This window comes from Streptomyces sp. NPDC044061, assembly GCF_056434305.1.
Genome location: NZ_JBWKFL010000001.1, coordinates 65,105 through 86,303 on the forward strand (window position 1 = coordinate 65,105; position 21,199 = coordinate 86,303).

The window sequence follows — 21,199 nt, forward strand, 5'->3', positions numbered from 1 at the left end:
TGGGGGGGGGGGAGGTGGGGGGGGGGGGGGGGGGGGGGGGGGGGGGGGGTGGGGGGGGTGGGGGGGGGGGGGGGGGGGGGGGGGCGCCCCCCCCCCCCCCCCCGGGACCCGTGCGCGCACGAAAGGCATTGGACAGGGGGCGCTGGCCAGAACTTTCGACGCAAGGGGTGCAGCCGCGTATGGAAACCATCGATCCACCCGCCTTCCCGCTGTGCAGGGAGGTGAGGGACCGCAGGGGCCGCGTCTACAGGGTCGGCGAGAGCGACGTCGAGCTCATGGGCCGTGGCCGGATCTGGATGGCCGTCCTGCCCTGGGTGGGCATGACGGGCATCGGTTGTGCCGCGTACGCGTTCGTCGCGGCGCGGAACGGTCTCGGTGACGCCCACCCGTGGGGCGGAGACCACTACTGGCCGGCGGGGCTGTGGGCGCTGTCCCAGGCGGCCGTCGCCTTCCCGGCCGGGCGGCTGCGGGAGAGCGGCCGGCTCTCCGCCCGCGCGGCCATGACGGCCGGAGCGTCCGGCACCCTGCTGGGGTGGCTCGCGCTCGCCTGGGCGCCGGGTCTCGTGGCCGCCTGGCTCTGGTTCGGGGTGATCGGCGGTGCCGGGGCCGGACTGGTGCACGCGACCTGTCTGACGCTGCCGGGCAAGTGGTATCCGGAGCGCCGGGGCGGCCCGACGGGGCTCGTGGCGAGCGGCCTCGCGTTCGGGGCCGTGCCTTTCCTGTTCGGTCCGGTCGCGGGAGCCGATCCACGGACCCTGCTCGCGGCGACGGGTGCCGGGGCGAGCCTGGCCGCGGCGGGGGCCGGGTGGTTCTTCCGGGATCCGCCGAGGAACTGGTGGCCGCCGCGCCCCGACCCGCTGGCGGTGCCGCTAGGTCCCGTGGCCCGGCGCGCGCGGGCCAAGAATCCGCCCGCCGTACGCCAGTACGGCGCCGAAGAGGCCGCCCGTACGCCGGTGCTGTGGTCGCTGTGGCTCCTCGTACTGTGCTCGGCCGGCGTCACCGTGCTCGGCGTCCGCCTGGCGGCGCCGTACGGCCGGGAGCTGGGGCTCACCCACGGCTCGGTGATGTCCGCGACGGTCGCGGGCGGCGCGGTGTCGGCCGCGGCCGGCGTGCTCTCGGACCGTCTGGGGCGGCGTGCCGTCCTGATCGCGGCCGGTTCGGTGCTGGGCGCCGCCCAGTTCGGGGTGCTGCTGGCCGGCCGGACGGGCAGCGGTCCGCTCCTGCTCGGCTGTGCCGCGGCCGGCGGAGCCGCCGGCGTGGCGGTCCTCGGGCTGGTCACCGCGCTGACCGCCGACCACTTCGGTGAGAACCACAGTGCGAGCGTCCACGGGCTGCTCGCCGCCGCCTGGCTCCTCCCGGTCGCCGTCGGCTGCGGCACGACAGCCGCCGCTGCCGCCGTCCGGGACCCCCACGGAGCCTCCCTCCTGGCGGGCTGCACCGGGCTCGTCTGCGCCGTGCTGGCGCTGTTCCTCAGGGCTCCGGGCCGACCGAGCGCCCGGCGCATCGTTCCCAATCCCCACCCTCTCGGCGAGGAGATGGCCTGACATGACGGCTGATCCCATGGCAACAAGGAACACGCCGGCCGATCCCGGCGCGGCGAACCCTTCCTACCGCGAAGTCACCGACGCCCGGGGCCGGGTGTACCGCATCGGTGAGACGGACCGCGACATACTGGGCCACTCACGCAGGTTCATGGTGTATCTGCCGTGGATATCCATGATGGCCATCAGCGTCTCGGAGTACGCCTACGGCTCCGCCGAGGACACCCTGTCCGAGGCGCACGGCTGGACGCAGAGCAACACCTTCTGGATCCTCAGCGTCTGGGTGTTCTTCCAGGCGGGCATCGCCTTCCCGGCGGGCTGGCTGCGCGAGCGCGGGCATCTCACGGCGCGGCGGGCCATGTACCTGGGGTCCGCGATGTGCCTGCTCGGCTTCCTGGCCCTCTCCCATCTCGACAACGTGCTGCTGGCCGTCGTCGGCTTCGGTGTCGTGGGCGGTGTCGGCTCGGGGCTGATCTACGCGACGTGCATCAACATGGTCGGCAAGTGGTTCCCGGAGCGGCGCGGCGCGAAGACGGGCTTCGTCAACGGCGGCTTCGCCTACGGCTCGCTGCCCTTCATCTTCATCTTCAACTACGCCTTCGACACCGGGAACTACAACGAGGTGCTCGACCTGATCGGCGTCTACGTGCTGGTCGTGGTCGCGGTGTGCGCGTTCTTCTTCAAGGACCCGCCGAAGAACTGGTGGCCGGCCGACATCGACCCGCTGTCGCACTCCGGGAACGGCAAGAGCGCCGCGAGCCTGGCGAAGAACCCCCCGGCGGTACGTCAGTTCACGCCCAGGGAGGCCATCCGCACCGGCATGCTGCCGCTTATGTGGATCACGGTCGTCATGACCGCCGGTGTGTCGATCTTCGGGATCTCCTTCCAGGTCGACTTCGCCAAGGACATCGGCTTCGGCCCGCTGGTCGCGGCGTCCTCGATGGGTGTCATGGCCGTCATCAACGGCGTCGGCCGCGCGGTGGTCGGCTGGCTGTCGGACCTGTGGGGCCGCAAGTCGACGCTGGTGTTCGTCATCGTGGTCCTGGGGCTCGCCCAGTTCGGCGTCATCTGGGCCGGTGACATGAAGAACGAGTGGCTGTTCCTGTTCTTCGCCTTCCTCTCCGGCTTCGGCGGCGGCGCCTTCTACCCGATGTTCGCGGCACTGACCCCGGACTACTTCGGGGAGAACTACAACGCCACCAACTACGGCCTCGTCTACAGCGGCAAGCTGATCAGCGGGCTGTTCGGCGGCGGTCTCGGCTCCATGGTGGTGGGCGCCTGGGGCTACAACGGCGCCTACGCGCTGGCGGGCGGCGTGTCGATGGTGGCGGCGGCACTCGCGCTGCTGCTGCGCCAGCCGGGGCGGCACGGACGGACCGAGGCGGCACCGGCCACGGCCCCGCAACCCGTCGCCTGAGAGCAACTGCTCACCGTCCGTGCGGTGTTCCCCCTCTACGATCGGCTCACCGATCACCGGAGGGGGAACACCGCATGGACACCGCACCCGAGGACGGAGCGGCCGAGGAGCCCGGGCGCCGGGTCACCACCCTGGAACTCTTCTTCGACCTGGTCTTCGTCTTCACGCTGACCCAGCTCACCGTGCTGCTCGCGCACGACCTGTCGTTCGCCACGGCCGGCCGGGTCGCGCTGATCCTCGTCGTGCTGTTCTGGATGTACGGCGCCTACGCCTACCTCACCAACCAGGTGCCGCCCGACCGACCTTCGCGGCGGCTGCTGCTGATGCTCGGCATGACCGGGTTCCTGGTGTGCGCGCTGGCGATCCCGCGGGTCTTCGACGACTCCGGCGTGGTCTTCGGGCTGGGATTCCTGCTCGTGGTGATCGTGCACACGGCGCTGTACACGCGCAGCCACGGCTGGGACTCCGTCTGGTACGGCGTTCCGAACGCGTCGGCGGCACTGGCCGTGACGGCCGCGGGCGGCATCGACGGGATCGCGGCGGACGGGCTGTGGCTGCTCGCGATCGCCCTGCAGTTCGTGACCCCGTTCGTCGCCGAGCACGGCCCCGGCCGCCGGGACGGGCGCAGCGCGGCGACGCTCAGGGTGCAGTTGGGCACCCTGGACCCGGCGCACTTCGTGGAGCGGCACGGGCTGCTGCTGATCATCGCCTTCGGCGAGTCCGTGATCTCCATCGGTGTCGGCATCGGCGATCTGCCGCTCACCGTGGGGCTGTTCGGCGGTGCGTTCCTGGCGCTCGCCCTCGCGGTCGCCCTGTGGTGGACGTACTTCGTGCGCGACGAGGAGGGCGCGGAGGCCGCGTTCCGCGCCACCCCGGCGCCGCGGCGGTGGCGGCTGGCGATGAACGCGTACTACTACGCCTTCCTGCCCATGCTGCTCGGCATCGCCTACCTCGCCGCCGGCGTGAAGAAGACCCTCGGCCACCTCGGCGCCCCTCCGCACGCGGGCCCGGCGCTGGCCCTGGCGGGCGGCGTGGCCCTCTTCCTGGCGGGCGACGCCGCCTTTCGGACCGCCCTGGCGCTGCGTCCGGTCCGCTACCGGGCCGGCACGGCGGCACTGGCCCTGCTCACGGCCGGGCCGGCCGTCCGGCTGCCCGCGTACGCCGAACTGCTGTCGCTGGTGGCCCTGTTGACGGCCATGCTGGCGGTGGAGGCGCGGTTCCGCACGACGGCACCGGCCGCCCGGGAACTGGCCGAGGCGTAGCGGGCGCCGGCCGGAAGCCGCTCGGGGGCCCGGCTCAGCCGGTGTTCCGCTCGTGGTACGAGCGGCGTGTGTGCTCGGTGTGTTCGCGCATCAGGCGGGTTGCCCGCTGCTCGTCGCGGGCCGCGATCGCGGCGATCAGCTCACGGTGCTCGATCCACGACTGCCGGCCGCGCTGGCGGGCCACCGGCGTGTAGTACCAGCGCACCCGGCGGTCGACCTGGGCCGCCAGTTCGGCGAGGACCGCGTTGCCGGCCAGTTCCATGACCTTGGCGTGGAAGGCCGCGTTGAGGGCGACCGCGTGGTCCACGTCCTCGGCCTCGACCGCCTTCTCGCCCTCGGCGCACAGCTCCTCCAGCGCGGCGATGCCGGGGCTGCCCGCGTGGGCGGCGGCCAGCCGGGCCGCCTCCGCCTCCAGGAGGGTGCGGACCGTCAGGAGCTGGTCGGCCTCCTCCTCGGTGGGCTCGTGGACGAACGCGCCCTGCGCGGGCCGCAGATCGACCCAGCCCTCGGTGTTCAGCCGCTGCAGCGCCTCGCGCACCGGCTGCCGGGAGACGCCGAGGTGCCCGGCGAGTTCGCTCTCCACCAGGTGCTGGCCGGGCTGCAGGGCGCGGGTCGTGATCAGCTCCAGCAGCGCCTCGTAGACCCGGTCGCGCAGCGGCCCGGGCCGTTCCAGCTTGGGCACGGCTCCCTGTGGCAGTCCGGTCGACAGCATGACGGTCCCCCTCCTGGGCGGGCAGCCGTGACACGGCGGTCTGGGTGCGGTGCACGGTGGACTGCCCACTATGGATTGTTTTTCGTCTACAGTCTACGGCGCACAATGGCTGGAGGAGGCGGGAGTTGGACGTGTCACGTCGTCCCGCGCGCCCGGACGGAGGGCCTCACGGGCACCGTACGACCTGCCCCGCGTACGACAGGTTGCCGCCGAAGCCGAACAGCAGGACCGGGTCGCCGCTGCGGACCGCGCCCTGTTCGATCAGCTTGGACAGGGCCAGGGGAATGCTCGCCGCGGAGGTGTTGCCGGACTCGACGACGTCGCGCGCGATCACCGCGTCGACGGCGCCGATCTTCTCGGCGAGGGGCTCGATGATGCGCAGGTTGGCCTGGTGCAGGACGACGCCCGCGAGGTCGGCGGGGTCGATGCCGGCCTTCTCGCAGGCGCGCCGGGCGATGGGCGGCAGCTGGGTGGTGGCCCAGCGGTAGACGCTCTGCCCCTCCTGCGCGAACCGGGGCGGCGTGCCCTCGATGCGCACAGCGTTGCCCATCTCCGGCACCGATCCCCACAGCACCGGCCCGATCCCCGGCTCCTGGCCCGCTGCGCACGCCTCGACCACGGCGGCCCCGGCCCCGTCGCCGACCAGGACACAGGTGGTGCGGTCGCTCCAGTCGGCGACCTCGGACATCTTGTCGGCGCCGATGACCAGCGCCCTGGTCGCCGCGCCCGCCCGGACCGTGTGGTCGGCGGTGGCGAGGGCATGGGTGAAGCCGGCGCAGACGACGTTGACGTCCATGGCGGCGGGCCGCGGGATCCCGAGGCGGGCCGCCACCCGGGCGGCGGTGTTCGGGGAGCGGTCGATCGCGGTGGAGGTGGCCACCAGCACGAGGTCGATGTCCTGGGGCGTGAGCCCGGCCCCGGCGAGGGCCTTGGCGGCGGCGTGCGCGGCGAGCTCGTCGACCGGTTCGTCGGGGCCGGCGATGTGCCGGGTTCTGATGCCCACCCGGCTGCGGATCCACGCGTCACTGGTGTCGACCAGGCCGGCCAGGTCGTCGTTGGTGAGCACCTGCGCGGGCTGGTAGTGACCGATGGCGGCGATGCGCGAGCCGTTCATGGCGGGGTCCCCCTCGTTGCCGTGGGTAGCGGGATCCACCAGTCTGATCAGTGACTCGCGGGTACGGCGGCAGGTGAAGCCACAGGATTCGGGCGCCCGAGTTGTCGGCTTCCCTCAGACCCTCGGACGCCCGAGTACTCATCCGGTGAACAGCTGAGTCGCCTTCTGGACGAGTTCGTAGACGCCGTACGCCAGCGGTGCTCCCACCCACAGCCAGGCGAGGGCGATGAGGGGGCGGCGGCTAGGCGGGCTGCTGTCGCTGGTCATCGGCGGCCTCCCTCTGGGGCAGGACGTGGTGTCGGGTGTGGACGGGGCGGACGAGTTCGTTGGCGGCGAATCCGACGACGAGCAGGCCAATCATGATGCCGAACGACAGCCCGTACAGCGCCGGGCCGTGCTTGCCGGCCGCCTCCTGCCGGTCGGCGATCCAGTTGACGATCAGCGGGCCGAGGACGCCGGCCGTGGACCAGGCGGTGAGCAGCCGGCCGTGGATCGCGCCGACCTGGTACGCGCCGAAGAGGTCCTTCAGGTAGGCGGGGACCGTGGCGAAGCCGCCGCCGTAGAAGGAGAGGATCACCAGCGCGCACAGCACGAACAGGGGCTTCGCCGAGTCCCCGAACAGTGCGATCAGCAGGTACATCAGGGCGCCGACGCCGAGGTAGACGCGGTAGATGTTCTTGCGCCCGATCAGGTCGGAGGTGGACGACCAGCCGATCCGGCCGGCCATGTTGGCGGCCGACAGCAGCGCGACGAATCCGGCGGCCGCGGAGGCCGAGACGGGGGTGGAGCTGTCGGCGAAGAAGTCCGTGATCATCGGTGCGGCCTTCTCCAGGATTCCGATGCCCGCGGTCACGTTCGTGCAGAGCACAACCCACAGGCACCAGAACTGCGGGGTGCGCACCGCGCTGCGGGCGGACACCTGCACGCCGTCGACGGCGCTCGGCCCGCTGTCCACCGGCTTCTCGGTGCGGGGCACGCGCACCAGCAGGACGCCGAGCGCCATGAAGACGGCGTACGACAGACCGTGCACGAGGAAGGCGAGGGCGATCCCGGAGTGGTCGGTACCGAAGGACTCGAGCATCTGCGCCGACCAGGGCGAGGCGATCAGCGCGCCGCCGCCGAAGCCCATGATGGCGATGCCGGTGGCCATGCCGGGCCGGTCGGGGAACCACTTGATCAGGGTGGAGACGGGCGAGATGTAGCCGATGCCCAGGCCGATCCCGCCGACGAAGCCGTAGCCGAGAACGATCAGCCAGTACTGCTTCGTCTGTGCGCCGAGCGCTGAGATCAGGAAGCCGGAGGCGAAGCAGACGAGGGCCACGGTCATCGCCCAGCGCGGCCCGTTGCGCTCGACGAGCGTGCCGCCGAAAGCGGCCGACAGCCCGAGCATCACGATCGCCAGCTGGAAGGGCAGGGCGCTCTGGGTGCCGTCGAGGTGCAGGGCGGACTCGAGGGGCGGCTTGAAGACGCTCCAGGCGTAGGCCTGGCCGATGGACAGGTGGACGGAGAGGGCGGCGGGCGGAACGAGCCAGCGGCTCCAGCCCGGGGGTGCGAGAGGGGGGCTGCTCATGCTGCCGGACGGTAGGGCGGGGCACGGGAGTTGAGAAGGCGGCGGGTCGACCGTATGCGGTGAACGGTATGCGGGATGCGACGGACGGTCGACGCGGGAAGTCGTCGCCGCGCGAACCCTTGCTGAGGATTCCTCCATACTGTAGACAATATTTCGTCGACAGGATTCAACCCGTCAGGATCCAGCCCGGCCGGTTCCGGCTCCCTCCTTTCCTCCCCCACCTCCGCGGTATCCCTCAAACCGAACGGAGCGTTGCCTTGAAAGTCGCAGTCCTCGGCGCCGGTGCGATCGGCGCCTACGTCGGTGCCGCGCTCCACCGCGCGGGCGCCGATGTGCACCTCATCGCCCGTGGACCGCATCTGGCGGCCATGAGGCAGTACGGGGTACGGGTGCTCACCCCGCGCGGCGACTTCACCGCGCACCCCCACGCCACCGACGACCCGGCCGAGGTCGGCCCGGCGGACTTCGTCTTCCTGGGCCTGAAGGCCAACGCGTACGCGGCGTGCGGGCCGCTGATCGAGCCGCTGCTGCACGAGCGCACGGCGGTGGTGGCCGCCCAGAACGGCATCCCGTGGTGGTACTTCCACCGGCACGGCGGCCCCTACGACGGCCACCGCGTCGAGAGCGTGGATCCGGGCGGCGCGGTCAGCGCCGTCCTCGCGCCCGAACGGGCCGTCGGGTGTGTCGTCTACGCCGCGACCGAACTCCAGGCCCCCGGCGTCGTACGGCACTTGGAGGGCACCCGGTTCTCCGTCGGCGAGCCCGACCGCAGCGTCTCCGCCCGCTGTCTCGACTTCAGCGAGGCCATGAGGACCGGCGGTCTGAAGTGCCCGGTGGAGCGGGACCTGCGCGGCGACATCTGGGTCAAGCTGCTCGGCAACATCTCCTTCAACCCGATCAGCGCGCTCGCCCGGGCCACGATGCGGCAGATGTGCCTGCACGGCGGCACCCGCCGGGTCATCGAGACCATGATGCGCGAGACCCTCGCCGTCGCCGAGGCGCTCGGCTGCGAGGTCGGCGTCTCCGTCGAACGGCGGCTCGCGGGCGCGGAACGCGTCGGCGACCACCGCACCTCCACGCTCCAGGATCTGGAGCGCGGCAAGCCGCTGGAACTCGACGTGCTGCTCGCGGCCGTCGTGGAGCTGGCGGAGATCACCGGCGTCGAGGTGCCCACCCTGCGCACCGTGCACGCCATCTCGGACCTGCTCGCGCTGAGGAGCGCCGCATGAGGAAACGGCAACCGAGGACCTACACCCGGCTCACCCGTCCGCTCGTCAGGGACGGCCGCGACGAGCCGTTGCGGCCCGCGAGCTGGCAGGAGGCACTGGACCGCGCCGCGCGGGGACTGCGGCGCAACCGGGGCGCGTTCGGGATGTTCTCCTGCGCCCGCGCCACGAACGAGATGAACTACGTGGCGCAGAAGTTCGCCCGGGTGGTGATGGGCACCAACAACGTCGACTCCTGCAACCGGACGTGTCACGCGCCCAGCGTCGCCGGTCTGTCGGCCGCCTTCGGCTCCGGCGGCGGCACCTCGTCGTACGAGGAGGTCGAGCACACCGACCTCATCGTGATGTGGGGCTCCAACGCCCGCTTCGCGCACCCGATCTTCTTCCAGCACGTGCTCAGGGGGATCAGGAACGGCGCCCGGATGTACGCCGTCGACCCGCGCCGCACCTCCACCGCCGAGTGGGCGGAGAGCTGGCTCGGGCTGAACGTCGGCACCGACATCCCGATGGCGCACGCGATCGGCCGGGAGATCATCCACGCGGGCCTGGTCAACGAGGCGTTCGTCGAGCGGGCGACCTCGGGCTTCGAGGAGTACCGCAAGCTGGTCGAGCCGTGGACGTTGTCCCTGGCGGAGAAGGTGACGGGCGTACCGGCCCGGGCGATACGGGAGTTGGCGCACGCCTACGCCCGCGCGGAACGTGCCCAGCTGTGCTGGACGCTCGGCATCACCGAGCACCACAACGGCACCGACAACGTGCGGTCGCTGATCAACCTGTCCCTGCTCACCGGTCATGTCGGCCGCTACGGCTCCGGGCTGCAGCCGCTGCGCGGGCAGAACAACGTGCAGGGCGGCGGCGACATGGGCGCGATCCCCAACCGGCTGCCCGGCTTCCAGGACATCCTCGACCCCGAGATCCGGCTGAAGTTCGAGTCGGCCTGGGACACCGTCGTCCAGCCGCACTACGGGCTGAACCTGACGGAGATGTTCGAGGCGATGGAGGAGGGCTCACTGCGGGCCGTGTACTGCGTCGGGGAGAACCCGGCACAGTCGGAGGCCGACAGCGAGCAGGCCGTACGGCGGCTGAGGGCGCTGGACTTCCTCGTCGTGCAGGACATCTTTCTGACGAAGACGGCCGAGCTGGCGGACGTGGTGCTGCCGGCGACCGCCGGGTGGGCGGAGACGGAGGGCACGACCACCAACAGCGAACGCCGGGTGCAGCGGGTGCGCCGGGCCGTCACCCCGCCCGGCGAGGCCCGTGAGGACATCGACATCATCTGCGAGCTGGCCGCCCGGCTCGGCCACGACTGGAAGTACGCGGACGCGGAGGCCGTCTGGAACGAGCTGCGCTCGGTGTCGCCGGACCACTACGGGATGACGTACGAGCGGCTGGCGGAGCACCAGGGCATCCAGTGGCCCTGCCCCAGCACCGATCGGCTCGAACCCACGTACCTGCACGGGAGGTTGTGGGACACCGACCCGGAAAGGCGGGGCCTGCGAGCGCCGTTCGGGCTGGTCCAGCACGACCCGCCGGTGGACCTCACGGACGAGGAGTACCCGATCCGGCTCACCACCGGCCGGCGTCTGGACTCGTACAACACCGGTGTGCAGAGCGGGGGTTTCGCCTCACCGCTGCGCCGGGGCGAGTACGTCGAGCTGTGCCCGGAGGACGCCGAGCGGTTCGGGGTCGTGGTCGGCGAGGAGGTGCGGGTGTCCTCGCGGCGCGGGTCGGTGGTGGCGCCGGTGTGGGTCGACACCGCGCTGAGGCCCGGGCTGGCCTTCATGACCATGCACTTTCCCGACGAGGTGGACACCAACCGGCTGACGATCGAGGCGAACTGCCCGATCGCGGGGACGGCGGAGTTCAAGGCCTCGGCGATCCGCATCGAGAAGCTCCCGGTAACGACGTACGTGAGGTGAGGGCGTGGATCTGCACTTCGGCGACAGCAAGCCCACCGACGAGGAACGCGCGGCCGTCGACGCGCTGTTGGGTCCCCCGGAGTCCTCCTGGGAGGGCGCCGACCGTACGGACGCCGACCTCAGGTGGGCGCGCGGCGGCCGTGCGGCCCGCGACCGGCGCGACCTGCTGCTGCCGGGGCTGCACGCCGTCAACGACCGCGTCGGCTGGATCAGCGAGGGAGCCCTCGGCTACCTGTGCCGGCGGCTGACCGTGCCGCCGGCGGAGGCGTACGGCGTGGCCACGTTCTACGCCATGTTCTCGCTCCGGCCGCGCCCGGCGACCGTGCTGCACGTCTGCACGGATCTGGCCTGCACGGCCGCCGGGGCGGGCGAGTTGTGCGCGGGGATCGAGGCGCGGCTCGGCCCCGCCGGCGGGGTGGGCGTCGAGCGCAGCCCCTGCCTGGGGCTGTGCGAGCGCGCCCCGGCGACGCTCGCGGTCAGGGCCGGGGACCCGGTGCGTACGGCCGTGGCGGCGCCGGCCACCGTCGAGTCGGCCGTGGGCGCCGCGAGCGCGCCCGACTCGGCGCCCGAGGAGCCGTCGGCCGCCGGGGCCGTGCCACAGGCGGGGCAGGAGGACCTCGTCCTGTTGCGCCGGGTCGGAGTCGTCGATCCCGAGTCGCTGGACGACTACCGTGCCCACGGCGGCTACACGGCCCTGCGCCGCGCCTTCGAGCTGGGCCCCGCGGGGGTGATCCGGGAGGTCACCGAGTCGGGTCTGGTCGGGCGCGGCGGCGCCGCCTTCCCGACCGGCCGCAAGTGGCAGGCGACCGCGTCCCAGCCGGACCGTCCGCACTACCTGGTGTGCAACGCGGACGAGTCGGAGCCGGGCACCTTCAAGGACCGGGTGCTGATGGAGGGCGACCCCTACGCGCTCGTGGAGGCGATCACGATCGCCTCGTACGCGACATCGGCACGCCGCGCCTTCGTCTACCTCCGCGGTGAGTATCCGCGTGCCCTGCGGCGGCTGCGGCACGCGATCGAGCAGGCCCGCGCCCGCGGGCTGCTCGGCGACGACATCCTCGGCCAGGGCTACAGCCTGGACATCGAGATCCGGCGCGGCGCGGGCGCGTACGTATGCGGTGAGGAGACGGCCCTGTTCAACTCCATCGAGGGCTACCGGGGCGAGCCCCGCTCCAAGCCGCCGTTCCCGGTGGAGAAGGGGCTGTTCGGCAAGCCGACGGCCGAGAACAACGTCGAGACGCTGGTCAACGTGCTGCCGGTCCTGACCATGGGGGCGGCGGCGTACGCGGCGATCGGCACCGGACGGTCCACCGGCCCCAAGCTGTTCTGCGTGTCGGGCAGCGTGGAACGACCCGGCGTGTACGAACTGCCGTTCGGCGCGACCCTGGGCGAGCTGCTGGAGCGCGCCGGGGTGCGGGACCGGCTGCGGGCGGTGCTGCTCGGCGGGGCGGCCGGCGGCTTCGTACGGCCCGACGAACTCGGCATCCCGCTCACCTTCGAAGGCACCCGGGAGGCCGGGACGACGCTCGGCTCCGGTGTGGTGATGGCCTTCGACGACACCGTCCCGCTCCCCCGCCTGCTGCTGCGCATCGCCGAGTTCTTCCGCGACGAGTCCTGCGGGCAGTGCGTGCCGTGCCGGGTCGGGACGGTCCGGCAGGAGGAGGCGCTGCGCCGGATCGTGGACCGCACGGGGGCCGGGGCCGCCGACGACGTGGCGCTGCTGCGTGACGTGGGCCGGGCGATGCGGGACGCCTCGATCTGCGGTCTGGGCCAGACCGCGTGGAACGCCGTCGAATCCGCCATCGACCGTCTGGGGGCGTACGAATGACCGTCACACCGCTGGGGATCCCGCGCCGGCTGCTGGAGTTCACCGTCGACGGTGAGCCGGCCCGGGTTCCGGAGGGCTCGACCGTCCTCGACGCCTGCCGGGCCGCCGGGAAGGACATCCCGACCCTGTGCCAGGGCGACACGCTGCGCCCGAAGAACGCGTGCCGGGTGTGCGTGGTGGAGGTGGAGGGGTCGCGGACGCTGGTGCCGGCCTGCTCGCGCCGGGCCGAGCCCGGCATGGAGGTGCGCACCGACACCGAGCGGGCCCGGCACAGCCGCAAGGTCGTCCTGGAGCTGCTCGCCTCCTCGGTCGACTTGTCGACCACTCCGAAGGCAACCGAGTGGATCAAGGAGTACGAGGCGAAGCCGGACCGCTTCGGCCCCGGCGCCGCCCGCCTGAACGAGGAGCCGAGGGTCGACAACGAGCTGTACGTGCGCGACTACGACAAGTGCATCCTGTGCTACAAGTGCGTCGACGCCTGCGGCGACCAGTGGCAGAACACCTTCGCGATCTCCGTGACCGGACGCGGCTTCGACGCGCGCATCGCCGTGGAACACGACGCGCCGCTGACCGACTCGGCGTGCGTGTACTGCGGGAACTGCATCGAGGTGTGCCCGACGGGGGCGCTGTCGTTCAAGTCGGAGTTCGACATGCGCGCGGCGGGTACGTGGGACGAGTCCGGGCAGACGGAGACGACCACCGTCTGCGCGTACTGCGGAGTGGGCTGCAACCTCACGCTCCATGTGCAGGACAATGAGATCGTCAAGGTCACCTCACCGCACGACAACCCGGTGACCCACGGCAATCTCTGCATCAAGGGCCGTTTCGGCTACCAGCACGTACAGAACCGGGGCTGATCAGGACATGGGACGAGTCACGGAACGACGCAAGGTCCTCCGCATCCGGGACGGGGCGGTCTCCAGCCGGCCGGACACGCTCGTCGCCGAGGAACCGCTGGAGATCCGGCTCGACGGCAAGTCCCTCGCGATCACCATGCGCACGCCGGGCGACGACTTCGCGCTGGCTGCGGGGTTCCTGGTGAGCGAGGGTGTACTGGCCACCGCGTCCGACCTGCGGAACATCGTGTACTGCGGCGGGGCCACGGTGGACGGTTCGAACACCTACAACGTGGTCGACGTGAAGACCGCCCCGGGCGTCACGCTGCCCGACTTCACCCTGGAGCGGAACGTCTACACGACGTCCTCGTGCGGGCTGTGCGGCAAGGCGAGCCTGGACGCCGTACGCACGACCGCGCGCTGGCCGATCGCCGACACTCCCCCGGTCCGGGTCACCCCGGAGCTGCTGGCGGGCCTCCCCGACCGGCTGCGGGCGGCCCAGCGGGTGTTCGACCGGACCGGGGGCCTGCACGCGGCCGCCCTGTTCACCGAGGACGGGGAGCTGCTGGACATACGGGAGGACGTCGGCCGGCACAACGCCGTCGACAAGCTGGTCGGGCGGGCGCTGCAGAACGGCGACCTGCCGCTCTCCCGGACGATCCTGCTGGTCTCGGGCCGGGCCTCCTTCGAGCTGGCGCAGAAGGCCGTGATGGCGGGCATCCCGGTGCTGGCGGCGGTGTCGGCGCCCTCGTCGCTGGCGGTGGACCTGGCCGCCGAGACCGGTCTGACGCTGGTGGGGTTCCTGCGGGGCAGCTCGATGAACGTGTACGCGGGCGAGGACCGCGTCGCCCTGCGGGCCGCGGCCGCCCAGGGCTGAGCGGTTCCCCGCGGCACGACGGCGGGACCCCGACCGGCGGGGAGCGCCCCCTGCGCCTTCGGGGTCCCGCCTTTTTGGCTTCGTTCGCCTTCGGGGGCGCCTGTGCCGGCTGCGGCTCTCTTCGCGGCCGACGCGTGAGGACTGCGGGCGTCGGTGGGCCCTTGCCCGGTCTCGGGGAAGCGCTGCCGGTCAGCCGTCGGTGAAGGTCAGGTCCGCCGCCGCCGTCACCGTTCCCAGCCTCGGGAAGTCCAGCCGGACGGACGCCTCGTGCTCCGCCGCGGTCAGCGCGGCCATGGCGTCCTCGACGAACACCACGTCGTAGCCGAGGTCGGCGGCGGCGCGGGCGGTGGACTCGACGCCGAGGTTGGTGGCGATGCCGCCGAGGACCAGGGTGCGGATGCCCCGTTCGCGCAGCCGTTCGTCGAGACCCGTGCCCTGGAAGCCGCCGATGGTGCGCTTGACCACCTCCAGGTCGCCCTCCGCGCGCAGCCCCGCCACCAGCCCGCTGCCGGGCGGCTGTTCGGCCACGGAGGGGCGTTCGACCCGGATCAGGACGACGGGCGCGCCGGCCCTGCGGAAGGCGGCCGCCAACCCCTCGGCGGTGACGAGCACGTCGGTGCCTTTGCGGGGTTCCAGGGGCAGCGCGACGATGCGGTCCATCAGGTCGACGAGGACGAGGGCGGTGCGCCGTGGATCGAGCACGGGAGCTGCGGTCATGACGGAACGTTAGCCGCCGTCAGCCGTCCGTGCCGGAAATCCGGATCAACAGGCCCATGAACTGATCGCGTTCGGCCGTGGACAGCGGGGCCAGCAGCTCGTCGTTCGCCTCTCGGGCGGCCTTCTCGCAGCGGGTGAGCATTCGGTCGCCGTCGTCGGTGAGGTACACGGCGTTCTTGCGCCGGTCCGTGGGATCGGGGGCGCGCACGACGAGGCCGGCGGACTGCAGGTCGTTGAGCACGCCGACCAGGTCCTTGGGGTCGAGGCCGACACTGCGGCCGAGGTCGGCCTGGGCGACGGGGGCGAGGTCGCGGACGGCGGAGAGGACGACGTGGTGCCACATCTTCATGCCCTCGGCCGCGAGGGCGTGGGCGACCAGGGCACGGCCGCGCGCGGCGGCCCGGCCCAGGAGCCAGCTGGGCAGCGAGCGGATGGCGGGGAGGGGTGCTTCTGCCATGTCCGCAGCCTACCGAAGAATCATTGGACTTCCCAACGAATCCTCAGTACCGTTGGGATTCCCAACGAATTCATGGGGTTTTCCAATGAACTGCCGGTGCGTCCGGCGTCCGGAGGTTGCGATGCGTCGCGTGCGGTACGAGTCCACCGGCGGCCCCCTTTTCCAGGAGGAGGTGCCCGTCCCGGAGCCCGGCGCCGGCGAACTGCTGGTGCGCTGCGAGGCGGTCGGGGTCACCCTGCCCGTCGTGCGCAAGGTCACCGAGGCCGCCGAGCCGATCGCGCTGGGCGGTGAACTCGCCGGGGAGGTGGTCGCCGTCGGCGAGGGCGTGACCCGGTTCCGGGCCGGCGACCGGGTCACCGGGCTCTGCTTCGGCCACGGGTACGCCGACTACGCCCTGCTGCACGAGACCATGGCCTCCGCGGTGCCCGACGACGCGACCTGCGTCGACGCGGTCGCGCTGGTGCGCAGCGGGCTGGTGGCGTTCGGCGCCCTGGAGGCGGCGCGGCCCGTGCCGGGCGAGGCGGTGCTGGTCACGGCCGCGGCCGGCGGGGTCGGGCATCTTGCGGTGCAGCTGGCGCGGGCCCGGGGCGCGGGCCGGGTGGTGGGGGCCGTCTCCGGTCCGGCCAAGGCGGACTTCGTGCGCTCGCTCGGCGCGGACTGTGTTCTGTACGGCGACGACGGCTGGGGCGAGCCCGTCGACTGCGTCCTGGACGCGGTCGGCGGCGATCTGCTCACCCCCGCCCTGGCCGCGCTCGCCCCGCACGGCCGGCTGGTCGCCTACAGCTCGGGCGGCGGCACGATCCGGGCGTACGACCTGCTGGTCGGCGCCAAGTCGGTGATCGGTTTCCAGATGGCACTGATCGCCCGCGGCCGGCCGGAGGTGTACGAACGGTGGCGGCAGGAGCTGTGGCAGCTGTTCGCCGACGGCACCCTGCGGCCCGCCGTGCACGGCGAGTTCGCACTCGGGGACGCCGCGAAGGCGCACGAGGTGATCGAGACGCGGACCAACCTCGGCAAGGTCGTCCTGCGCCCGTGAGTCCGCGCGCTTCTCGTGCTGCACGCTTCTTGTGAGGCGCCCGGGCCCCAACTACCGTCAGTGGGACGCACGTTGGACATGGGATGTCCGGATGTCCGGATGTCCGCCCGACGAAGGGCAGGTCGCTCCATGCCGTCAGGTCTTCGCGTCCGTCTCAGAGCCGTTCTGGCCACCGCCCTCAGCGTGGCGGCACTGCTCGTGCTGCCGCTCACCTCCTCCCACCCGGCCCACGCCCAACCCCTGACCGAAGCACCCGAGTTCGGGCAGCAGATCCTCTTCAAGGCGTCCCAGGACCCCGGCTACGCCTGCTTCCGCATTCCGGCGGTCGTGCGGACGACCGACGGCACGCTGCTGGCGTTCGCCGAGGGCCGGGTCCTCAACTGCGGGGACGCGGCCGACATCGACATCGTGGTCAAGCGCTCCACCGACGGCGGCCGCACCTGGGGCCCGCTGCGGGTGGTCAACGAGGGCGCGGGCGACACCCACGGCAACCCGGCGCCGATCGTCGACCGGGACACCGGCCGGATCTGGCTGGCGGAGACCTACAACACCGGCCGTACGGACAGCGCCAGTTGCTCGGTGCCGTGTGACCGCACGCCGCACCTGCAGTACAGCGACGACGACGGAGAGAGCTGGTCGCAGCCGCGCGACCTGAGCCCGGAGATCCTGCCCGCCGACTGGAACTCCTGGTACGCGACCGGTCCGGTGCACGGCATCCAGCTCGGCCGCGGCCGGTACGCGGGGCGGCTGGTCTTCGGCGTCAACACCGAGACGTGGGACGGCAGCCGGGTCACCGCCAACCACGCCGCGCTCGTCGTCAGCGACGACCACGGCGGCCACTGGCGGATCGGCGCCACCGACACCTGGCCGATCGCCGCCGACGGGACCTTCCGGCAGAAGCCCTCCGAACTCACCCTCGCCGAGCGAACGGACGGCTCGATCCTGGTCAGCGGGCGGGAGCAGGACGGCACCGATCTGGGCCACCGCACCCAGGCCGTCAGCCGTGACGGCGGCAGCAGCTTCGTCGCGCCCTTCCGCGACCTCCCGGATCTCTACACCCCGCAGGTGCAGGGCTCGATCCTGCGCCTGGGCGACCGCATCCTGCTGGCCTGCCCGGCCGATCCCGACCGGCGCCGCACCATGATGATCCGCTCCTCCTACGACGGCGGCCGCACCTGGGACAGCGTGGACCGCGGCACGCTCGTCACCACGGACTGGTCCGGGTACTCCGACCTGGTGCGCGTCGACCACGACACGGTGGGGCTGATGTACGAGGGCGGGGCGGTCGACGCGCGCGACGAGATCCGTTTCGCCCGCTTCGATGAGGACTGGCTCGCCCCGCGCCGCGGACCCGACCCGCAGACCGCCGACCTCGCCCCGCACGCCCGCCCGGCCGCGGTGCTCGGCGGCGCCGAGGAGACGGACGGCGTGCTGGGCGGCGCGCTGGAGTTCGACGGCACCGACGACGCCGTACGCCTGCCGTACCGCCCCGGGCTTCCGCTCGGCAGCGGGGACTTCACCGCGTCCCTGTGGTTCCGGTACACCGCGACCACGGGCGAGCAGCCGCTGCTGTGGATGGGCGGCGTCGGCACCAGTCAGCCGCAGGTGTGGGTGCGCGGTGAGCCGGCGAGCAACCGGCTGCAGGGCCTGATCACCGTGCGCAACGGTGCGGCCGCTCCGCAGACCGCGTACGTGCGCACGGCCGGCGGGTACAACGACGGCCAGTGGCACCACCTGGTGCTGCGCCGGGGCGCCGGCGAGCTGTCGTTGTCCGTCGACGGCGTACGGTCCGCCGTCGCCGATGTGCCGGGGTCGGTCAGCCGCAACTCCCCCTTCGGCGTGCACGTCGGCCAGCGCGTGGACAGCCGCGCCTTCTTCACCGGCACCCTCGACGAGGTCCGAGTCTGGAACCGCACCCTGACCGACGAGGAACTGTCCGACCCGAAGGTACTGCGCTCCCGCAAGGACACGGTGCTGTGGCTGCCTCTGGACGGGGTGAACGGCTAGGGACGCCCTGCGGGCCGGGGTGGTGGCAAGAGAGCGCATCTCCGAGTCGGGCCTGCCGGCGGTGGACGCCCCCGATCGAACCGACGGCCGGGGCCCCGGACTCGCTCTCCGGCTAGGGCACGTCCTCCGGATCGGAGTCGTGACAAGGGGCGTCCCCTCGAGCGGAGCGGTCGAGCCGATGCCCACCGGCCTCGGTGGGTTTCAGCGGGAGGCTGTGCCGACCGCCGGGCGGGGGGCCCTGGTCGGCTCGGGCGGTTCCGCGGGGGCCTCCGGGTCGCGGGAGCGGCGTTTGGCGATGACCGCGCAGACCATCAGCTGCATCTGGTGGAAGAGCATCAGCGGCAGCACGGCCAGGGAGGCGTGGGCCCCGAAGAGGACGCTCGCCATGGGCAGCCCGGAGGCCAGGGACTTCTTCGACCCGGCGAACTGGATGGCGATCCGGTCCTCCCGGCCGAAGCCGAGCGCCCGGCCGCCGTACCAGGTCAGGAGCAGCATCACGGCCAGCAGGACGGCCTCGACGACGAGCAGGGCGCCCAGCCGGACGGGGCTGACCTGATGCCAGATGCCCCGGGTCATGCCCTCGCTGAACGCGGTGTATACGACCAGCAGGATCGAGCCGCGGTCGACCAGGCCGAGGACCTTCCTGTGCCGGGCGACGAAGCCGCCGATCCACCGGCGCAGCACCTGCCCGGCGAGGAACGGCACCAGCAGCTGGAGCACGATCTTGACCACGGAGTCGGCGGAGAACCCGCCGCCGCTGTTGCCCAGCAGCCCGGCCGCGAGCAGCGGGCTGACGAGGATCCCGACCAGCGAGGAGAACGAGCCGGCGCAGATGGCGGCAGGGACGTTCCCGCGGGCGATCGAGGTGAACGCGATCGACGACTGGATGGTGGAGGGCACCAGGGTCAGGAACAGCAGCCCCTGGTACAGCGGCTGGGTCAGCACCACCGGCACCAGTCCCCGTGCGGCCAGGCCCAGCACCGGGAAGATGACGAAGGTGCAGGCCAGGACGGTGCCGTGGAGCCGCCAGTGCCGGAGCCCGTCCAGGGCCTGGCGGGTGGAGAGCCGTGCGCCGTAGAGGAAGAACAGGAAGGCGATCGCCACGGTGGACGCGCCGGAGGCCACGTCGGCGCCGGTGCCGTGGGCCGGGAGGAGCGCCGCGAGACCCACCGTGCCGAGCAACAGCACGATGTACGGGTCGATCGGCATCCAGCTCGGCCAGCGCAGGCGTTTCACGGTGCTCCACTTGCTGTTCGTCAGGTTCGTACGGGCCCGGAGGGGCCCTCTCCATCGTCCTCCTCGCCCGACCGATCGGGAATCCGGCATACCACTCTGACTGTCATCGCATAACGCGATAGCCGGGAGTTACACTCGGGCCATGTACGACCCCACGCACCTGCGCACGTTCCTCGCGGTGGCGCAGACGCTCAGCTTCACCCAGGCGGCCCGGCGCCTCGGCCTGCGCCAGTCGACGGTCAGCCAGCATGTGCGCCGGCTCGAGGACGCCACCGGCCGCCAGCTGTTCTCCCGGGACACGCACTCCGTGGAGCTGACCGAGGACGGCGAGGCGATGCTGGGCTTCGCCCGGCGGCTGCTGGAGGTGCACGAGCAGGCGACGGCGTTCTTCACCGGCACCCGGGTGCGGGGCCGACTGCGCTTCGGCGCCTCGGAGGACTTCGTGCTCACCCGCCTGCCGGAGATCCTGGAGGGCTTCCGCCACGACCACCCCGAGGTCGATCTGGAGCTGACCGTGGAGCTGTCCGGCACCCTGCACGAGCAGCTGGCGGCCGGGAAGCTCGACCTGGTGCTGGCCAAGCGGCGCCCCGAGGATCCGCGGGGCGAGCTGGTGTGGCGCGACGACCTGGTGTGGGTCGGCTCCGAGCAGTTACGCCTCGACCCCGACCGCCCGGTGCCGCTCATCGTGTACCCGCCGCCGGGCATCACCCGTGCCCGGGCCCTGGAGGTCCTGGAGGAGCAGGGGCGGGAGTGGCGGATCGTGTGCACCAGCGGCAGCCTCAACGGCCTGATCGCCGCCGCGCGCGCCGGTCTCGGGGTGATGGCCCACTCCCGGCGGCTGATCCCGCCGGGGCTGTTCCGGGTGCCGGACCGCTGGGGGCTGCCCGAGCTGGGCAAGGTCGACTTCGTCCTGGTCCACGGGCGGCGCCGGGGCGCGGCGGAAGGGGCGGCGAACGCGCTGGCGGCCGCGATCCTGGCGGGCGGGGACCGGTTGCACCGGCGTCAGCGGGCGGGGCGCTGATACGTCAGCTGTTTCACCCGCCGCAGGAACGGCGGGGTCTCCACGTGCCGCACCCCCTCCAGCCGGCCGAGGGCCTGGCCGGCACCGCCGCGGGCGTGCTGGTGCTGGTCCGGCCGCCACGGCCCGCGGCGGCCGGTGCGGTGCGACGGACGGAGGCGGCGGTGCCGCGCGGGTACGGCCCAGGCGAAGGCGGTCCCGGAGCGTCGGGGGCCGCCCTTCTGCCTGCGCGGACAGGGGCGTACCCGGTAACCCTGTCGTACAGATTCGGTGGAGATTACGGCGCCGAAACTTACTGACCCGTCAGTATTGTGTCCGGCCCTTCCCCATGTGAGGGCATTTTCCGGACGTCGTCCGGGAAGAAGGCGCGGTTTGCTAGGTTTCCACACCCCTCCCGCCCGGCGGAGGTGTGGGGTAGCTTTCACG

Annotated in this window: 18 protein-coding genes; 11 read left to right on the plus strand and 7 right to left on the minus strand. The window is 72.3% G+C overall.

What is annotated here, in order from left to right:
- Window positions 1-179: 179 nt before the first annotated feature.
- From AC07CM_RS00315 to AC07CM_RS00325, 3 genes are all read left to right on the plus strand, one after another.
- Window positions 180-1,544: an MFS transporter gene (locus AC07CM_RS00315; protein ID WP_478874051.1), complete on the plus strand. Its 1,365-nt coding sequence runs from the start codon at window positions 180-182 to the stop codon at window positions 1,542-1,544.
- A gap of 1 nt (window position 1,545) precedes the next feature.
- On the plus strand, window positions 1,546-2,958 hold the full coding sequence (locus AC07CM_RS00320; protein WP_478874052.1) for an OFA family MFS transporter: 1,413 nt from the start codon (window positions 1,546-1,548) through the stop codon (window positions 2,956-2,958).
- A 74-nt stretch (window positions 2,959-3,032) separates the two neighbouring features.
- On the plus strand, window positions 3,033-4,220 hold the full coding sequence (locus AC07CM_RS00325; protein ID WP_478874053.1) for a low temperature requirement protein A: 1,188 nt from the start codon (window positions 3,033-3,035) through the stop codon (window positions 4,218-4,220).
- A 34-nt stretch (window positions 4,221-4,254) separates the two neighbouring features.
- Here the strand turns inward: AC07CM_RS00325 and AC07CM_RS00330 are convergent, their stop codons facing one another.
- The 4 genes from AC07CM_RS00330 to AC07CM_RS00345 form a co-directional block, all read right to left on the minus strand.
- The gene (locus AC07CM_RS00330; RefSeq protein ID WP_478874054.1) at window positions 4,255-4,932 is read right to left on the minus strand and encodes a GntR family transcriptional regulator; all 678 of its coding nucleotides are present in this window, start codon (window positions 4,930-4,932) and stop codon (window positions 4,255-4,257) included.
- A gap of 166 nt (window positions 4,933-5,098) precedes the next feature.
- Window positions 5,099-6,046 (minus strand): beta-ketoacyl-ACP synthase III, encoded by a 948-nt coding sequence (locus AC07CM_RS00335; protein ID WP_478874055.1) that lies wholly within the window; start codon window positions 6,044-6,046, stop codon window positions 5,099-5,101.
- 138 nt (window positions 6,047-6,184) lie between these two features.
- A complete protein-coding gene (locus AC07CM_RS00340; protein ID WP_478874056.1) occupies window positions 6,185-6,313 on the minus strand; it encodes an MFS transporter small subunit in 129 nt (42 codons plus the stop codon).
- A complete protein-coding gene (locus tag AC07CM_RS00345) occupies window positions 6,288-7,616 on the minus strand; it encodes an OFA family MFS transporter (RefSeq protein WP_478874057.1) in 1,329 nt (442 codons plus the stop codon). Before AC07CM_RS00345 ends, AC07CM_RS00340 begins: the two co-directional genes overlap by 26 nt.
- A 257-nt stretch (window positions 7,617-7,873) precedes the next feature.
- Between AC07CM_RS00345 and AC07CM_RS00350 the strand changes: the two genes are divergently transcribed.
- The 5 genes from AC07CM_RS00350 to fdhD are packed head-to-tail and all read left to right on the plus strand — an operon-like array spanning window position 7,874 to window position 14,302.
- The gene (locus AC07CM_RS00350; protein ID WP_478874058.1) at window positions 7,874-8,845 is read left to right on the plus strand and encodes a 2-dehydropantoate 2-reductase; all 972 of its coding nucleotides are present in this window, start codon (window positions 7,874-7,876) and stop codon (window positions 8,843-8,845) included.
- Window positions 8,842-10,761 (plus strand): molybdopterin oxidoreductase family protein, encoded by a 1,920-nt coding sequence (locus AC07CM_RS00355; protein ID WP_478874059.1) that lies wholly within the window; start codon window positions 8,842-8,844, stop codon window positions 10,759-10,761. Before AC07CM_RS00350 ends, AC07CM_RS00355 begins: the two co-directional genes overlap by 4 nt.
- A 4-nt stretch (window positions 10,762-10,765) precedes the next feature.
- Entirely contained in the window at window positions 10,766-12,589 is a 1,824-nt protein-coding gene (locus AC07CM_RS00360) for an NADH-ubiquinone oxidoreductase-F iron-sulfur binding region domain-containing protein (protein ID WP_478874060.1), read from the plus strand.
- Complete coding sequence (locus AC07CM_RS00365; RefSeq protein WP_478874061.1) at window positions 12,586-13,446, plus strand: 2Fe-2S iron-sulfur cluster-binding protein; 861 nt, start codon at window positions 12,586-12,588, stop codon at window positions 13,444-13,446. The genes AC07CM_RS00360 and AC07CM_RS00365 overlap by 4 nt, the downstream gene beginning before the upstream one ends.
- A gap of 7 nt (window positions 13,447-13,453) precedes the next feature.
- A complete protein-coding gene (fdhD, locus tag AC07CM_RS00370) occupies window positions 13,454-14,302 on the plus strand; it encodes a formate dehydrogenase accessory sulfurtransferase FdhD (RefSeq protein ID WP_478874062.1) in 849 nt (282 codons plus the stop codon).
- 189 nt (window positions 14,303-14,491) lie between these two features.
- Here the strand turns inward: fdhD and AC07CM_RS00375 are convergent, their stop codons facing one another.
- Entirely contained in the window at window positions 14,492-15,019 is a 528-nt protein-coding gene (locus tag AC07CM_RS00375) for an isochorismatase family protein (RefSeq protein WP_478874063.1), read from the minus strand.
- A gap of 19 nt (window positions 15,020-15,038) precedes the next feature.
- A complete protein-coding gene (locus tag AC07CM_RS00380) occupies window positions 15,039-15,476 on the minus strand; it encodes a MarR family winged helix-turn-helix transcriptional regulator (protein ID WP_478874064.1) in 438 nt (145 codons plus the stop codon).
- 121 nt (window positions 15,477-15,597) lie between these two features.
- Here AC07CM_RS00380 and AC07CM_RS00385 point away from each other — a divergent pair, with 121 nt between their 5' ends.
- Together AC07CM_RS00385 and AC07CM_RS00390 are read left to right on the plus strand one after the other, a co-directional pair.
- Window positions 15,598-16,512 carry a quinone oxidoreductase family protein gene (locus tag AC07CM_RS00385; protein ID WP_478874065.1) on the plus strand — a complete coding sequence of 305 codons (915 nt, stop codon included), beginning with the start codon at window positions 15,598-15,600 and terminating at the stop codon, window positions 16,510-16,512.
- A 129-nt stretch (window positions 16,513-16,641) separates the two neighbouring features.
- Window positions 16,642-18,519 carry an exo-alpha-sialidase gene (locus tag AC07CM_RS00390; RefSeq protein ID WP_478874066.1) on the plus strand — a complete coding sequence of 626 codons (1,878 nt, stop codon included), beginning with the start codon at window positions 16,642-16,644 and terminating at the stop codon, window positions 18,517-18,519.
- Between the two features lie 201 nt (window positions 18,520-18,720).
- Here AC07CM_RS00390 and AC07CM_RS00395 read toward each other — a convergent pair whose 3' ends face one another.
- Complete coding sequence (locus AC07CM_RS00395) at window positions 18,721-19,755, minus strand: bile acid:sodium symporter family protein (protein WP_478874067.1); 1,035 nt, start codon at window positions 19,753-19,755, stop codon at window positions 18,721-18,723.
- Window positions 19,756-19,897: 142 nt separating this feature from the next.
- Here AC07CM_RS00395 and AC07CM_RS00400 point away from each other — a divergent pair, with 142 nt between their 5' ends.
- The gene (locus AC07CM_RS00400) at window positions 19,898-20,776 is read left to right on the plus strand and encodes a LysR substrate-binding domain-containing protein (RefSeq protein WP_478874068.1); all 879 of its coding nucleotides are present in this window, start codon (window positions 19,898-19,900) and stop codon (window positions 20,774-20,776) included.
- The last annotated feature ends 423 nt before the right edge of the window (window positions 20,777-21,199 follow it).